Origin of the sequence: Microvirga makkahensis, assembly GCF_009830105.1 — a bacterium.
GTDB lineage: Bacteria > Pseudomonadota > Alphaproteobacteria > Rhizobiales > Beijerinckiaceae > Microvirga > Microvirga makkahensis.
In genome coordinates this window covers 214,726-230,199 of record NZ_WURB01000004.1, presented here as the reverse complement: position 1 = coordinate 230,199, position 15,474 = coordinate 214,726, and the positions used below count along the sequence as shown (strand labels likewise).

The following is a 15,474-nucleotide window of genomic DNA, read 5'->3' as shown; positions in this document are numbered from 1 at the left end:
GGTGAACATTGGCTTGCAATATCGCGTGGGCTTAAGAACCAGCGAGGCTCGTAGAGCATAAAATGAGACCAGGACAGAACAGGCGTATGCGCGGTCGTAACCGCAACAATGGCAACAAGGGTCCCAATCCCCTGACCAAGAGCTACGAGTCGAACGGCCCGGACGTGAAGATCCGCGGCACGGCTCAGCATATCGCCGAGAAATACAGCCAGCTTGCCCGTGATGCGCAGGCCAGCGGCGATCCGGTGGCGGCGGAAAACTATTTCCAGCACGCCGAGCACTATTTCCGAATCATCGCCGCCGCCCAGGAGCAGCTGCGCGAGCAGTATGGCTACCAACAGCGCTTCGACGAGGAGGGCGACGAGGATGGCCTCGCTCAGATGGAGCGCCCGAACTTCGAGCGCGTCGGCAACAGCGAGGACTCGGACCTCGGCTCCCAGCCGCAACCCTATGAGACGCGCGGCGAGGGCGAGCGTCCCGCCCGCTTCGATCGGGCAGAGCGCCAGGAGCGCGGCGAGCGTCCGGACCGTCGTGAACGCTTCCAGCGCGACCGCGCCCCCCGTCAGGAGTTCCAGCGCGACGACCAGCCCTCCAATGGCGAGGGCGAGCGTCCCGCCCGCTTCGACCGGGCAGAACGCGCCGAGCGACAGGATCGTCCGGAACGCGGAGAGCGCCGCGAGCGTTTTCAGCGCGACCGCCGTCGCGAAGAGGCCGATGCGCCGGCTACGGGCAGCCTGCCGGCCTTCCTGACAAACCCCGTGCGCGCCACGCCCGCTCCCGCTGAGGATCAGGGCCCGGCAGCTCCGACCCTGGATTTCGGCAACGAGCAGCCTGTCGAGGAACGTCCGCGCCGCCGCACCCGCCGCACCCGCCGCGATGTGGTGGAGAGCACAGGCGATGAGGCCGCCAGCTTCAAGCCGGATGTGGAAACCCCCGCTGCCGAGTAAAGGCCGGGAACCCGGGCCGAGAAAGAGAAAGGGAGAGCATGGCTCTCCCTTTTTATTTGCTTCCTCCGACTACAAAGCCAGCGTCGCCTGCTCGGCCTCCAGAATATCCCCGACCCCGATAGCGCCCCCGCCCACCACCTCGGCATAGATGCCGCAATCGAAATGCCCATAGGCCTGCATCAGGCTCTTCGGGATCTGAAGGTCGCGGATGCCGGTGAGAGGATCCACGTTGGTGGCGGCGCAGCGTTCGATGCGTTTCGTTACCTTCAGGCGCACGCCGGAAACCGTCGTCAGCACATGACCGACGAGGCCGAACTCGGCCCATGGCTCCAGCCCGTCGACATGGATGTTGCCGCGAAAGCGCAGCGGTTCGATGGGAGCGCCGACGACGCTCTCCAGGGCGCGCACACTGGCAAGATTAATGAGGGAGACGTAGCCGCGGCGGGAATCGGTGAAGCGGAAGCCGTCGGGGGCGTTGAGCACCTTCGGCGGGCCGCGCAGTTCCTTGGGCATGAAGCGGCGGAAGAACGCTTCGATCGCAAGCCGCCCCTCCCGCGTCGAGAGATCCCCCCGCGCCACCTCGCGCCCGCCCTCTTCGATGAAGAGCGTCGTGATCCTGTCGAGATAGCGCGTCTTCAGCCGGGCAAGGCTTTCGTTGCGCATGAGCATCAGGAACTTGACCTTCGGCTGATGCTGGGGGTTTTCCGGGTCGAACCCGGCGGGGCCGTTCTCGATGGCGAACAGCCGATCGCCGGGGAAATACCCGCCCCTGACGAGGGTGGCGGTTTCCAGCGTCTCGGGCGACAAGCCCTTCACGGGATAGCGTTGGAGGGAGGCGATGCGGATGCTCATGGCCTACCGATAGTCGGCGCGGGATGGCTGAGCAAGACACCTCGTATGAGTGTTCCCCCCACGTCACGGCCGGACTTATTCGGGCTGTCCACGCCTTTCAACCTCTGCAAAGACGTGCATCCCCGGAACAAGCCCGGGGATGACGAGAAAAACGGCATAAGGGAAGATGTCGTCGGTTACGAAGCGTCTCCCGAACGGGCGACTTTCGTGCGCTTGAGCTCAGGCTCGAAATAGCCCTCGCGCGCCGGGATGTGATCTTCGTTCGTGGTCTTCGGGTTCATGCCCTCATGGGCGGTTTGGTGCTCAGGAATGTTGGCGGTCGGGCCAGCCTCCTGCTTCATGCGGAGCGCCTTCTCGGCGTTGGCCATCAGCTCCTGACGGGCCTGTTCGGCCTTGCGCCTCTTAGGGCTGAAACGGGCGAGTAGATCGGAAAGACCCATGGTGAATTACTCCTTTGCGCGCGAGAGCACGCCATCGCTCCGGTCGCTGCGATGGGTGGGCGGGGTTTGAACGTTCTGACGGTTCTCGGGGATGTCGCGGGAGGTCTTCATGGTGCCGGTGGAATCGCCGATGTCCTGGCCGGCATCGGTGGCCATCGCCCCCTCCCCGTCGCGGAGCACCCGCCCGTTCTCGCTGGTGTCGCCGAAGGTCTGCGGCGTGACGGAGGGCTGCTCCTCCAGAGGGCTCTCTGGCACGGCCAGCCCCATCTCGGCGTTGCGCGCCAGGTCGGCGCGGGCCTTCTCGGCGTCTGAGCGCGGATCGCGCGTCATGGAAGCCTCCTCGAATCCATTGATATCGCTCGCAGGGTCAATGCGAGGGCTTCGAGGGGGTTCCCCTCTTGCTGTTCTGCATCAATGCCACCACCTTAGGCGCAGCGGATGCTTCCTTGTGGAGGTCCGACATCGCAGGGCTGGCCCGTGCCTCCGGAGAGGGCGGGCGAGCCTGAGGAGGGATGACATCATGAACTTCGAGAAATACACCGAGCGCGCCCGGGGTTTCGTCCAGGCTGCGCAAAATCTGGCCATGCGGGAAGGTCACCCGCAGCTTTCCCCCGGCCATATCCTAAAGGTTCTGCTGGACGATCCTGAAGGCCTGTGCGCGGGCCTCATCGACCGCGCCGGCGGCCGCTCGCGCGATGCCCACGCGGCCGTCGAGCAATGGCTCGCCAAGCAGCCGAAGGTGTCCGGCTCCGCCGCCCAGCCGCAGGCGACGCGTGAGCTGATGCGCTTCTTCGACACCGCCGAGAAGGCTGCCGAGAAGGCAGGCGATTCCTTCGTCACCGTCGAGCGGATGCTTCTGGCGCTCGCCGTCGAGAAGGACAGCGAAGCGGGCAGGATTCTGGCCCAGGCCGGCGTGACCGCTCAGGGGCTGAACACCGCGATCAATGCCTTGCGCAAGGGCCGCACCGCCGACAACGCGACGGCGGAGAACACCTATGACGCCCTCAAGAAGTTTGCGCGCGACCTCACCGAGGCGGCCCGCGACGGCAAGCTCGACCCGGTGATCGGCCGCGACGAGGAGATCCGCCGCACGATCCAGGTGCTGTCGCGCCGCACCAAGAACAACCCGGTGCTCATCGGCGAGCCCGGTGTCGGCAAGACCGCCATCGTGGAAGGTCTGGCGCTGCGCATCGTCAACGGCGACGTGCCCGAGTCTCTCAAGGACAAGCAGCTGCTCGCCCTCGACATGGGCGCGCTGATCGCGGGCGCGAAATATCGCGGCGAGTTCGAGGAGCGCCTCAAAAGCGTGCTGCAGGAAGTGACGGCTGCCGAAGGCGGCATCATCCTGTTCATCGACGAGATGCACACCCTCGTCGGGGCGGGCAAGGCCGATGGCGCCATGGACGCCTCGAACCTGCTCAAGCCTGCACTGGCGCGCGGCGAGCTGCACTGCGTCGGCGCGACCACTCTCGACGAATACCGCAAGCACGTGGAGAAGGACGCGGCGCTCGCCCGCAGATTCCAGCCGGTCTTCGTCAACGAGCCCACCGTGGAGGACACGGTGTCGATCCTGCGCGGCCTGAAGGAGAAGTACGAGCAGCATCACGGCGTGCGCATCACCGACAGCGCGCTCGTTGCTGCGGCGACGCTCTCGAACCGATACATCACCGACCGCTTCCTGCCGGACAAAGCCATCGACCTCGTGGACGAGGCTTCGTCCCGCCTGCGCATGCAGGTCGATTCGAAGCCGGAAGAGCTCGACAACATCGACCGCGAGATCGTGCGCCTCAAGATCGAGCAGGAAGCGCTGAAGAAGGAGACGGACGCCGCCTCCAAGGATCGCCTCGAGCGCCTTACGAAGGAGCTCGCGGATCTGGAGGAGCAATCGGCTGCAATCACCGCGCGCTGGAAGGCCGAGAAGGACAAGCTCGGCACGGCTGCCGACCTGAAGAAGAAGCTCGACGAGGTCCGCAACCAGCTCAGCCAGGCACAGCGCAACGGCGACTGGGCGAAGGCGGGCGAGCTCTCCTACGGCGTCATTCCGGGGCTGGAGAAGCAGCTCGCGGAAGTCGAGGCTAAAGCCGATGGCGGCGGCCTGATGGAAGAGGCCGTGACGCCCGATCATGTGGCGCAGGTCGTCTCCCGCTGGACCGGCGTGCCCGTGGACAAGATGCTCGAAGGCGAGCGCGAGAAACTGCTCCACATGGAGCGGGATCTGGCGAAACGCGTCGTCGGCCAGCGCGAAGCGGTGGAGGCGGTGTCGACCGCGGTGCGGCGCGCCCGCGCGGGCCTGCAGGACCCGAACCGGCCTATCGGCTCGTTCATGTTCCTCGGCCCCACGGGCGTCGGCAAGACCGAACTCACCAAGGCGCTGGCGAACTTCCTGTTCGACGACGAGACCGCGCTCGTGCGCCTCGACATGTCGGAATACATGGAGAAGCACTCGGTCGCCCGTCTCATCGGCGCGCCCCCCGGCTATGTGGGCTACGAGGAGGGTGGTGCGCTCACCGAAGCCGTGCGCCGCAGGCCCTATCAGGTCGTGCTGTTCGACGAGATCGAGAAGGCGCATCCGGACGTGTTCAACGTCCTCCTGCAGGTGCTCGACGACGGACGCCTCACCGACGGCCAGGGCCGCACCGTGGACTTCCGGAACACGCTGATCATCATGACCTCGAACTTGGGCGCCGAATATCTGGTGAACCAGGCGGAAGGTCATGACACGGACGAGGTCCGCGACGAGGTGATGGCAGTTGTGCGCTCGCACTTCCGGCCCGAGTTCCTCAACCGCGTGGACGAGATCATCCTGTTCCACCGGCTCAAGCGCTCGGAGATGGGTGCCATCGTCGACATCCAGATCGGGCGCCTGCAGAAGCTGCTCGAGGACCGCAAGATCACTCTTGAGCTAGACGCCGACGCCCGAGCTTGGCTTGCCGACAAGGGCTACGATCCGGCTTACGGCGCGCGTCCTCTGAAGCGCGTGATCCAGAAGCACGTGCAGGACCCGATGGCCGAGGCGATCCTCGCCGGCGAGATCAAGGACGGCGAGACCGTGCCCGTGCATGCGGGCCCCATGGGCTTGACCATCGGCAATGCCACGATGGCCAAGGCTAGCGAACGTCCGCCGGAGGGCGTGCGGTTGAATTGAGCCGCGACGCTCGCATCATAAAAGGCCGGGGTTCACCCCGGCCTTTCCTTTTGAACGCTCAAAGCGTTACTCCGCAGCCGCGCGGAACTCGTCTTCCTCGCGAGCGGGCGTTCTCGTGCCCTCACGGAGCAGCATGTCCTTGTCGATGCGCTCGGCCTTGTCTTCGCGAAGCTCGCGCTTGGAACGACGAAGCTGCTTGGCCGTCTTCTGCAGGGCCTGCCGGAACGCGGCGTAGACATCCTTGTTCTTGGCCTCGCCGGTCATCATCTTCAGCGCGCCCATCTGCATGTTGACCGTGCAGCGATAGGTGATGCCCTCACGGGTCACGTGCACGGAGGCATTGCTCAGCCGTCCGAAATATTTCCCGGCGACCTGACGGATACTCGTTCTCGCAAATTCGGGAAATACATCACCCAGGTCGACATTCGAGCTTTGCACCAGAATGCTGTTTTCGGCGCCTTCAAGACTCATTCGCTCCTCCGTTGGATGAAGTTCGGGGGCTAACGGGGCACAGGCATGATGGTTGCTGTGCCGTCTCAAGATAAATGTCTTAGCGGCGTACCTTCAAGGTCTGCGAACCCGCGAGGCGTTCTGTCCGATATCCACTACCTGAACTTCGATGTCGCGCGTTGCGTCGCTGCGCATGACTTTCAGCGTGACCGTGCTGCCGACCCCGGCGCGTTCGAGGCTGTCCGTGAGATCCGACAGGCGCCGCACCGGTTCGTCCCCGACGCCCACGATGACGTCGCCGATGACGCCGAGGGCAGGATCGACCCCGCGCAAGCCGGCCTGCTCCGCGGGCGAGCCCGGCGCGACGCCGGCGACGATCACGCCCGTGACGCCAAGCTGAGCCGCCACCGTCTCGTTGGCGGCGAGGATGCCGATACCAGGCGTGGGAACGCGGCCGGTGCGGATGAGCTCCGGGACGACCCGGTTCACCACGTCAACCGGGATGGCGAAGCCGATTCCGGCATTGGTGCCGGACGGCGAGTAGATCGCGGTGTTGACGCCGATCAGCCGCCCGGCGGAATCGAGCAGCGGCCCGCCGGAATTGCCGGGATTGATGGCCGCATCGGTCTGGATCACATCCGCGATCTCACGTCCCTCGCTGGTGGGCAGACGCCGCTTGAGGGCGCTGATGATGCCAGTGGTGAGCGACTGGTCGAGCCCGAACGGATTGCCGATGGCGTAAGCCGTCTGCCCGACCTTCAGATCAGCCGAGCGTCCCACGGAGACGGGCGCGGGCAGGCCGCCCCGCCGTTCGAGGCGCAGCACCGCGAGATCGTAGTTGGGCGCACGCCCCACCACTTTGGCGGGCAGCACTTCGCCGGAGGCAAGGCGCACCACGAAGCCCCTGCCGTTGGCCACCACATGCTCGTTGGTCACTACATGACCGGCCGCGTCCCACACGAAGCCGGTTCCCGAGCCCGACGGCTCCGCTTCTGTCATGGAACCCCGGCTCGACAGACTCACCACCTGCACCACGGAGGGCGCCACGGTTTCGAACACCCGTATCGTCGAGCGTTCCAGCTCGGACAGATCGCCGCGCGCCGCGACCGGTCGCGGCTCCCGTGCGGAGAAGAGATAGCCGTTCACATAGGGCTGGATGACGAGAAACGCGAGCAGAAGCGCGACGGCCAGCATGATTGCGCGTGTTGCCCGATCCTGCATGTCGACTCCTTCTCGATGAACCCAGCGTCTGAGGATGATGAACTGCGCGTAGCGCACTCACAATGGACGCGCTTGAGCAGACTTCGTTCCTCTCGAACGAGGCCACGAACAAAAATCCTCCGTGCGCGTTCGCCACGCAGACCTTCGCAGGAGAATTGCATGTCCTCTCGCCACCTCGTGATCGCCGGAATCGCCGCGGCTTTCGTCTTCCCCGCCTTCGCACAGCAGCAGAACCAGGCGATTCCCTATCCCGCAACACCGCAACCCACCGAAACGCAGCCCAATCAGGCCCTCGGCCAGGGAGCCGAGCAGCGCCAGCAGCGCACGCAGCAGGGCGGCGCCCCGCAGGACACGCAGACGCCCATGCGCCAGGGCCAGGCCAACAGCGCGCCCGCCGCACAGGGCCAGCAGCAGTCGCAGGTTGATCGCCAGTACATTCAGCAGTCGCTCGCGCTGAGCACGGTCTCGCTTCAGCAGTCGAACTTCGCCCTCTCGAAAGCACAGAATCCGCGCGTGAAGCAGTTCGCGGAATTCGAGATCGGCGAGCAGAACAACCTCACCGACATTCTGCATTCCTTCGCAGACCCCGCCGCCACGGCTTCAACCAGCGCAGGCGCACAGGCCTCCGCGTCCACCGCGCCGGAACTGAGCCAGGAGGATTCGGCCGCCATGGAACGCCTGTCGAAAGCGCAGCCTAGCGCGGCGCTCGACCACGAGTATATCGCCCTGCAGATTCAGGGACACCAGAAACTGCTCAAGCTGCAGGAGGACTACCTCAAGAATTCGGGCAACCGCGAGATGACCAACATCGCCAAGCTCTCCCGCGGACAGATCAAGGAGCACATCGCCATGCTCGAAGTCATTCGAAAGGAACTCGGCCGCTGAAGACGCCCGGCCCCGCTCGTTTGCGACGCGGGGCCGGAACCCCTCTTTCGACAGGCCGTTGCCTGAGGAGACGCGGGCCTCCCCAAGCCCGCCGGAGAACCAAGGAGAGGAATATCCGATGGCGCGAGACAAGCGCGGAAATCCACCAGAACCGCCGGTCGATGAGGTGCTGAACGAATTGGCGCAGGATGAAGGCGGCGACGAGTTCGTCGCGGGCCCGACCCAGCGGAACGATGTAGGCAACACAAAGCGCGCGGCGGCCAAGGCCACGGGCGTGATGGGAGCATCGAAGAAGCTCGATCCCGACCTCGACATCGATCATGTGGACGACGGCCGCGTGACCAGCGGCTCCAGTGCCGGCATTCGCTCGTTCAAGGAAGTGCCGGACGAGGAAGACGACGACGCCGGCTTCACCCTGTCGAACCAGGAAATCGCCGAGGGCGTGCCGACAACCGCCAACAAGAGCCCGGCGCCCCGCTCCGCGCGCACCGATGGCGAAACGGGTCCTTCCGGCATGAGCGGCGGCGCAGCCTCGCGCAAGCGCGTGCCTGCGCCTGGCAATGCGGTGGATGTGCCCAAGGGCACGCTCGTGCGCGGCCATCCTACCGCGAGCCAGTCCGGCGGGAAGTCGCTGTCCTCAACGGGTGACGAGAAGCCTCCGAAGCGTGCAGGCCGCGCCGCCGAGGGACAGGTCAGCCGTCCGCTTTCCAAGGGCGGCTCGGAAGAACGCTGATCTCGTTCCACCATGTTTTCCCGTCACCCCGGATGCGTGAGCCTCCGGGGTGACTTTGTTGCACTCGCCTTGCCCCTAAGGCTGTACTTCAGACGGAAGATGGAGTGACAGCGGACGGCTTCCCGCTCTATGCATCGTTTCAGCCCAGACGGCTTACGTGAAGCAAGATTACGAGGAAGCTCCCATGGACAGAAGAAAAGTTCTCAAAGGCGCGGGTCTCGCCGCAGCCGCAGGCGCCGTCGCGTCGCCCGCCATTGCGCAGTCGCAGCCGGAAATCCGCTGGCGCATGGCGTCGAGTTATCCCAAGAGCCTCGACACCCTCTACGGCGCGGGAGAAATGGTCGCCAAGCGCGTGGCTGCCGCCACCGACAACAAGTTTCAGATCCAGGTCTTCGCGGCGGGCGAGATCGTGAGCGGCCTGCAGGTGCTCGATGCCACGCAGAACGGCACCGTCGAATGCGGCTATACCCTGTCGAGCTATTACATCGGCAAGGATCCCACCTTCATGTTCGACACCTCCGTGCCATGGGGCCTGAACGTGCGCCAGCACAATGGTTGGATGTACTACGGCGGCGGCCTCGAACTGGTGCGGGAGTTCCTGAAGGACTACAACATCATCTCCTTCCCCGCCGGCCAGACCGGCGCGCAGATGGGCGGCTGGTTCCGCAAAGAAGTCAATTCCGTTGCCGATCTGCAGGGCCTGAAGATGCGCATCGCCGGCATGGGCGGCCAAATCATGGCGAAACTCGGCGTCGTGCCGCAGGTTCTCGCGGGCGGCGACATATATCCGGCGCTGGAGCGCGGCACCCTGGACGCCGTTGAATTCTCCGGTCCGTACGACGACGAGAAGCTCGGCTTCGTGAAGGTTGCCAAGTACTACTACTACCCGGGTTTCTGGGAAGGCAGCGCACAGCCCTCCCTCTATGTGAACATGGAGAAGTGGAATTCACTGCCTGCCCACTACAAGGCCATTCTCGAAGCGGCCTGCGCCGAGGCCAACGCCCTGTGCATGGCCAAGTACGACGCCCAGAACGCGGAAGCCGTCCGCCGCTTGGTTTCGCAGGGCGCGCAGCTTCGCGCCTTCCCGAAGGACGTGATGGAGCAGAGCTACAAGGAAGCCTTCAAGCTCTACAACGAGATCGCGGCCTCGAACGCGAAGTTCAAGAAGATCTTCGATCACTGGAACGCTTTCCGCGAGAAGGAGCTGACCTGGTTCCGCATTGCGGAGCTGCCCTTCGACTATTTCGTGAACCAGCAGCAAGGCCAACGCTGAACAAGCAGGGCGGCGCGAAAGCGCCGCCTTCTCCTTTCTCTGCTTTCTCTGCCTGGATCGATGCCCGCTCTGCCGCGTTATTTCCGCGACGATCTTCCTTCAATCCCACGGAGACACGGCATGAACGACAAGACTCACGACCAGGATAAATCGGCCGGCAAGTCCGATCCCAAGGATGCGAAGCTGCCGGAGAACTCCAAGACGTCTCTCGACGAAAAGCTCGATGAAGGCGTTGAAGAAACCTTTCCGGCGAGTGATCCGGTTTCCGTGAAGATCACGAAGTAGCTTCATCCCGCACAAGCCCGGGCCGAACCGCCCGGGTCTTTTCGCGCCCGGTTCAGTTGCGGCTCGCCACGGCGACGCCCAGAGCAGCCAGGGCCATCCCGACCAACTGGACGGTGCTCAGGGTTTCGCCGAACAGCACGAACGCCATGAGGGCGGCGACCGGCGGCACGAGATAGAGCAGCGTCGCCACGCCCACGACCGCGCCCTGGCGGATGAGATAGAGCAGGAGCCCGATGGCGCCGACCGACAGACCGAGCACGGCCCAGGCCATGGCGCCCAGGAGCGGAGGCGTGAGTGCGATATGCCCTTCTTCCAGAAGCAGGACCAGGGGCAGCGTGACGAGAGCCGCGCCCACATATTGCACGAAAGCGTTCACGCGCAGATCCAGCGTGTTGCCGGTGCGCTTCTGCCAGATCGTGCCGAGGGTGATCGACAGCATCCCGAAAAAGCAGACGCTGAGTGCCAGAGGCGGCACGCCGCCATCGCCGATCCTGGGCGCGATGACCAGAACGGCGCCTGCAAGTCCGGCGAGAATCCCGGCCCACCGGCGGGCGGATACCCTCTCCCCGAGCAGAGGCACGGCCAGAGCGGCCGTCACGAGGGGCTGAAGCCCCGCGATCAGGGCCGAGATACCCGCCGGGAGGCCGTGCTTCACCGACCAGAACACCCCGCCGAGATAAAACCCGTGCAGGAGAACGCCCGCCACCATGGCCTCACCCCATTCGCGCCCGCTCCGGGGCCAGGGCGCGCGCGCCGCCAGGACGATACCGGCGAGCACCAGCAAGGCCAGCAGGTAGCGCACCAGCAGAAACGTCAGAGGCTCGGCATGTGGCGCTACGACCCGCGCGACGATGAAGCCGGTGGCCCAGATGAGCACGAAGAGGGGAGGAGCAAGGCGGGCTAGCATGGGCGAGTTCTCAGATGTCTCCGCGCCGGAGCCGGCCGGCTCCGGCGCGAGAGCCGCATTCTTTCGGAGCGATCGGAGGAACAGGTTTTTATGTGAAAGACAACCGTATAGTGAGATCCGAAGGCCACAATGCCGTTCGTCCCGCCGCAACCGTGCCCTTTGCCCGAAGCGCCGGCGATGGTCTTGTTCACCGGGACCCGCTCGGAACGAATGGCAGCGTCGCCGTTTAGAACTGATCGGGCACGGTCCTGTTCGCGGCCGGGAGATGGAGTTTGCCCGGCCCGCCTGTCGCCAAACCATCTCCAGCAGTCTGGAGCCCCGCTGTTGAAACGCCTGCGCCTCTATTTCGAACTGCTCGTGATCGCGATGAACCGCTTCGTGCTGCACGACGCCTGGGCGATTGCGAGCCACATCGCGCTGTCGGTGCTCACATCCTTCTTCCCTTTTCTCATTCTGGTGACGGCCCTGGCGAGCGTGTTCGGTACCGGAACGCTCGCCGACGAGGTGGCGGGCCTCATCCTCGAGGCCTGGCCGCAGGAGATTGCGGGCCCCATCGCGGGAGAGGTGCACAGCATCCTGACCGGACGGCGCAGTGACGTGCTGACGCTCGGCGTGGTGCTGACCCTGTACTTCGCGTCGAGCGGCGTGGAGAGTCTCAGGGTCGGCCTGAACCGAGCCTATAACGTGCGCGAGACACGCGCCTGGTGGCTGACCCGTCTCGAATCGATCGCCTTCGTCATCGGTGGCGCCTTCGTGCTCATGGCCATGGCCCTGCTCGTGGTGCTGGGACCGTTCATCTGGCGCGGGATCCTGCGCTGGGTGCCTGCTCTCCAGCCCTTCGACGCTCTGGTCGGGTTCCTGAGGGTGGGCGTCGCGACGCTCATCATCGTGGCCGGACTGATGTTGGCCCACAAGCTCGTTCCGGCTGGACGCCGCACGTTCCGGTCCGTGGTTCCCGGCGTATGCATGACTCTCTTCCTGTGGCTCTTCGGGGGCTTCGCCTTCAGCTGGTACCTCGACTATTACCCGGGTGCCTATGCGTCCACCTATGGCGGCCTCGCCACCGCAATGGTGGCGCTGATTTTCCTCTATACCCTGGGAGCGATCTTCCTGTTCGGCGGCGAGCTGAACGGGACCATCCTCGCCGCCAAGCAAAGGCGGCTCGGCACCAAGCCGCCGCCGCCCGGCCCCAACGACGTCATCGCGCTTCCCTAACGGCGCTTCGCCTCAGAGTTTCGGTGAGATCGTGAGCTGCAATCGTGCCGACGCGGCGGGACGCGTATCCGGCGCGAAGCTGTAGCCGACAGAGAGGTCGAGGGTCGAGCGGAAGGCGGCGTCCTGCGCGCTCAGAACCGTCTGCCCCACAAGCTCGGATATGAGGTTCGAGCTGAGGGATCCGTGCGAAACGTCCACGTTCATGGTGGGCGACAACCGGAGCTCCAGGTTCCATGCGCTCAGCGGCAGGTCCAGGGGGACGTTCAGGCTCCCGCTGAACGACTGGAAGTAGTCGGCTTGCCGATTATCGAGAGAGCCCGTCGTCGAAAAGCCGACCCGAAGGCGCCCGTATTCTTCCAAGTCCTGCGACCAGGAGGATTCCCACATGGATTTCGAGGACAGAAGCCCGCTCTGGCCCCCGCTGCGGATCAGCTCCGTGCCGATCAGGAGGTTCCAGTCCTGAAACGGCTGCATCTTGGCTCCCACCGTCTTGTCTATGGTGGAGGGTGTGAAGGCGGGGATGCGCGACGGGGCGAGGCCGTTAGCCCATGTCTGGGTGCGGCTCAGGGAAAAGGCGGTCCGAGGGGCCTTCGCGCGCCACACGGCGACGTTGTCGAGGGTCCAGGGCTGCCCGTCGGCTGCGCTTCCTCCGCCTTCCTCAAGCGCATAGGCCACGGAAGAAGTTCCAAGGACAAACGACAACAGGACAGCGAATTTCCGAAGCTGGAGAATCATGAATCAATAAAGAATATAATCTCAAAAATGATAGGTCGTGTAATATCATTCAAACACGGCATGCTTAAGAAGAGATAAACTGTGTTTTAGCCTGGGATATGCTCAAAAATTCATCAGGATCATATCCATTTGGGCATGGATACTCTGAAGTCTCTCAATCTAGGGATGAAATCCTCCAGAGATGCACGATGGACATAAGGACGCATCAGCCAAAACGGAAGCGGCCGGCAGAACCCGACCGCTCCGAAACTCATGTGGAGGAGAATCAGCCGACGATGCGGTACTTGACGAAGCCTTCCGGCGCATCGCCCATCTTCTCGACCTTGATGCCCGCCGGCTGGTAGGCAGCGGCGTTCGGGCCCGTCGTGAACGTCATGGTGACGCCGGCGGGGACGGCAATCGACCAGGAGCCGTCGGCCTTCGGCGCGACCTCCTTCTTTTCGACGATGTAGCGCATGATCGCGTCGCGGGTGAGGTCAGGAGCCTCGAACACGATAGTGGTGCCGTCGTTGCCCGGGAAATTGCCGCCGCCGCCCGCGCGGTAGTTGTTCGTCACCACGAGGAACTGCTGATCGTCCGCGATGGGCTTGCCGTCATAGGTCAGGTCCTTGATGCGGTGCGCGTCGGGCGCGTCGAGCTTTCCGTCATCGTCGTAGCGGGAGGCCTGAGTCGGATCGATCTTGTACCGCACGCCTGCGATCACGTCGAAATTGTAGGCCGGGAACTTGGGATTGATGAGATCCTGCTCGCCGCCCATCGCCGGATCGATCCGGTTGTAGATCCCGGCGGAGCGCTCCAGCCATTCGCGCACCTGCGCGCCCGTGACCTTCACCACGCGGATCGTGTTCGGATAGATGTAGATGTCCGCCATGTCCTTGATGGCGAGCGGGCCAGGCTTGATATCGGTGAAGTAGTTTGCGCCGCCGCGCCCGCCCGCCTTGAAGGGCGCCGCCGCCGAGAGGATCGGCAGGTCCTTGAAGGCGGAGGATTTCAGCTGATCCGCCACGTACCAGGCCTGCGCCTCGGCGACGAGCTTCACGGAGGCATCGTCGGAGACGAGCGAGAAGTAGGAGTGGATCGGAACTGCCGTTCTTCCCACGGGCTCGCGCACATATGTGAGCGTGGCCTCGTGATCCGCCCTCACGGCGGCGATGACTCCCGCCTCCGAATCCACCTTCGCCACCACTTTCCGATCGATCCGATCATAGATCGGGCGCGCCTCGGTGCGGAACTGCGCAATCCTCCAGGCATCGTCCTCCTTTACGAGGTCGAGGTCGATGAGGCCCAGATGGCTGCCCCAGAACCCGGCCATGACGGCGGGCTTGCCGTGCAGCGTGCCCTTCCGCGCGTCGACGCCCTCGATGTTGTTGAATTCCTTGCCGCCCGGGAACACGAAATGCTGGTGGCCGGTGAGGATCACGTCGATGCCGTCGACCTTGGCCAGATGCAAAGCCGCGTTCTCCTCGCCTCCTTTCCGCTCGCCGCCTGCGATGCCTGAATGGCAGAGCGCCACGACGATGTCGGCGCCCGCTTTCTTGAGGTCCGGAACATGCCTCATCGCCGCTTCGACGATGTCGATGGTGGTCACCCGGCCGTCGAGATGGGCCTTGTCCCACTGCACGATCTGCGGCGGCACGAAGCCGATCACGCCCACCTTCAGTTTCTGCTTGGCACCGGCTTCGTCGGTGAATTCCCGGTCGAGGACGAGCCAAGGCTTGTAGAGGGTTTCGCCGTTGTCCTTGATCGCGTTGGCGCAGACGACGGGGAATTTCGCAGCGCCCAGCGAATTCTGCAGAAATTCGAGGCCATAGTTGAACTCGTGGTTGCCGAGCGTGCCGCAATCGTAGCTCAGGGTGTTCATGGCGGCGACGATGGGATGCAGGTCGCCCTTCTTCATGCCCTTGCGATAGGACACGTAATCGCCCAGCGGCGAGCCCTGGATAATGTCGCCATTGTCGAAGAGCAGGGCATTCCTGGCCTCGGCCCGCGCGGCCTTCACGAGGGACGCCGTGCGCGCGAGGCCGACCGAGTCGTCCGGCGCATCGCGGTAATAGTCGTAGGGGAAGATGTTTACGTGGAGGTCGGTGGTCTCCATGATGCGCAGCTTCACCACGGGACCGGCGGCCCAGGCGAATTGCGGCAGGCCTGCGAGGGCGGCGGCGGCCACCCCGGTCTGAAGGACGCGGCGGCGGGTGATCGACGATGTCATGGACGGCTTCCTCCGATGGAACGATGTTCCCTAACCGAGGAGAGCACACCTTTTGTGACAGGATCAAGAGACCGCTCGAGGCGCCCGGCGGCCAGGGGATCGACACACCCTCCCCGCCTCAGAGCCGTTCCCGGACGTGATCGAGGATCAGTCTCGGTCATCCCGGTTGGAGAGGCG

15 protein-coding genes are annotated in these 15,474 nt (G+C 64.5%); 7 read left to right on the top strand and 8 right to left on the bottom strand.

The features are described 5' to 3' along the window. Positions 1-86 precede the first annotated feature (86 nt). Complete coding sequence (locus tag GR328_RS07645) at positions 87-947, top strand: DUF4167 domain-containing protein (RefSeq protein WP_246215748.1); 861 nt, start codon at positions 87-89, stop codon at positions 945-947. 69 nt (positions 948-1,016) lie between these two features. On the opposite strand, the gene GR328_RS07640 is transcribed toward GR328_RS07645, so the two are convergent. From GR328_RS07640 to GR328_RS07630, 3 genes are all read right to left on the bottom strand, one after another. Further along, positions 1,017-1,799 carry an MOSC domain-containing protein gene (locus GR328_RS07640; RefSeq protein WP_160883924.1) on the bottom strand — a complete coding sequence of 261 codons (783 nt, stop codon included), beginning with the start codon at positions 1,797-1,799 and terminating at the stop codon, positions 1,017-1,019. Positions 1,800-1,975: 176 nt separating this feature from the next. Further along, positions 1,976-2,239 (bottom strand): hypothetical protein, encoded by a 264-nt coding sequence (locus tag GR328_RS07635; protein ID WP_160883923.1) that lies wholly within the window; start codon positions 2,237-2,239, stop codon positions 1,976-1,978. A gap of 6 nt (positions 2,240-2,245) precedes the next feature. Next, on the bottom strand, positions 2,246-2,569 hold the full coding sequence (locus GR328_RS07630; RefSeq protein ID WP_160883922.1) for a hypothetical protein: 324 nt from the start codon (positions 2,567-2,569) through the stop codon (positions 2,246-2,248). Between the two features lie 190 nt (positions 2,570-2,759). Between GR328_RS07630 and clpB the strand changes: the two genes are divergently transcribed. Then, on the top strand, positions 2,760-5,384 hold the full coding sequence (gene clpB, locus GR328_RS07625; RefSeq protein ID WP_160883921.1) for an ATP-dependent chaperone ClpB: 2,625 nt from the start codon (positions 2,760-2,762) through the stop codon (positions 5,382-5,384). A gap of 66 nt (positions 5,385-5,450) precedes the next feature. Here the strand turns inward: clpB and hpf are convergent, their stop codons facing one another. Continuing rightward, on the bottom strand, positions 5,451-5,855 hold the full coding sequence (gene hpf, locus GR328_RS07620) for a ribosome hibernation-promoting factor, HPF/YfiA family (protein WP_160883920.1): 405 nt from the start codon (positions 5,853-5,855) through the stop codon (positions 5,451-5,453). A 93-nt stretch (positions 5,856-5,948) separates the two neighbouring features. After that, positions 5,949-7,055 carry a S1C family serine protease gene (locus tag GR328_RS07615; protein ID WP_160883919.1) on the bottom strand — a complete coding sequence of 369 codons (1,107 nt, stop codon included), beginning with the start codon at positions 7,053-7,055 and terminating at the stop codon, positions 5,949-5,951. A gap of 159 nt (positions 7,056-7,214) precedes the next feature. Between GR328_RS07615 and GR328_RS07610 the strand changes: the two genes are divergently transcribed. The 4 genes from GR328_RS07610 to GR328_RS26655 all read left to right on the top strand — a co-directional run bounded on the left by GR328_RS07610 (position 7,215) and on the right by GR328_RS26655 (position 10,231). Further along, entirely contained in the window at positions 7,215-7,940 is a 726-nt protein-coding gene (locus tag GR328_RS07610) for a DUF4142 domain-containing protein (RefSeq protein ID WP_160883918.1), read from the top strand. A gap of 118 nt (positions 7,941-8,058) precedes the next feature. Continuing rightward, positions 8,059-8,673: a hypothetical protein gene (locus tag GR328_RS07605; RefSeq protein ID WP_160883917.1), complete on the top strand. Its 615-nt coding sequence runs from the start codon at positions 8,059-8,061 to the stop codon at positions 8,671-8,673. 184 nt (positions 8,674-8,857) lie between these two features. Next, positions 8,858-9,946 carry a TRAP transporter substrate-binding protein gene (locus GR328_RS07600; RefSeq protein ID WP_160883916.1) on the top strand — a complete coding sequence of 363 codons (1,089 nt, stop codon included), beginning with the start codon at positions 8,858-8,860 and terminating at the stop codon, positions 9,944-9,946. A gap of 120 nt (positions 9,947-10,066) precedes the next feature. Next, the gene (locus tag GR328_RS26655; RefSeq protein WP_170304111.1) at positions 10,067-10,231 is read left to right on the top strand and encodes a hypothetical protein; all 165 of its coding nucleotides are present in this window, start codon (positions 10,067-10,069) and stop codon (positions 10,229-10,231) included. A gap of 52 nt (positions 10,232-10,283) precedes the next feature. Here GR328_RS26655 and GR328_RS07595 read toward each other — a convergent pair whose 3' ends face one another. Then, positions 10,284-11,138: a DMT family transporter gene (locus tag GR328_RS07595; protein ID WP_160883915.1), complete on the bottom strand. Its 855-nt coding sequence runs from the start codon at positions 11,136-11,138 to the stop codon at positions 10,284-10,286. A 324-nt stretch (positions 11,139-11,462) separates the two neighbouring features. Here GR328_RS07595 and GR328_RS07590 point away from each other — a divergent pair, with 324 nt between their 5' ends. Next, positions 11,463-12,353, top strand: a complete 891-nt coding sequence (locus tag GR328_RS07590) for a YihY/virulence factor BrkB family protein (RefSeq protein WP_246215747.1) — start codon at positions 11,463-11,465, stop codon at positions 12,351-12,353. A 12-nt stretch (positions 12,354-12,365) separates the two neighbouring features. Here GR328_RS07590 and GR328_RS07585 read toward each other — a convergent pair whose 3' ends face one another. Together GR328_RS07585 and GR328_RS07580 are read right to left on the bottom strand one after the other, a co-directional pair. Further along, positions 12,366-13,028 carry a hypothetical protein gene (locus GR328_RS07585; protein ID WP_160883913.1) on the bottom strand — a complete coding sequence of 221 codons (663 nt, stop codon included), beginning with the start codon at positions 13,026-13,028 and terminating at the stop codon, positions 12,366-12,368. A 325-nt stretch (positions 13,029-13,353) separates the two neighbouring features. After that, positions 13,354-15,297, bottom strand: a complete 1,944-nt coding sequence (locus tag GR328_RS07580; RefSeq protein ID WP_160883912.1) for a bifunctional 2',3'-cyclic-nucleotide 2'-phosphodiesterase/3'-nucleotidase — start codon at positions 15,295-15,297, stop codon at positions 13,354-13,356. Between the last annotated feature and the right edge of the window lie 177 nt (positions 15,298-15,474).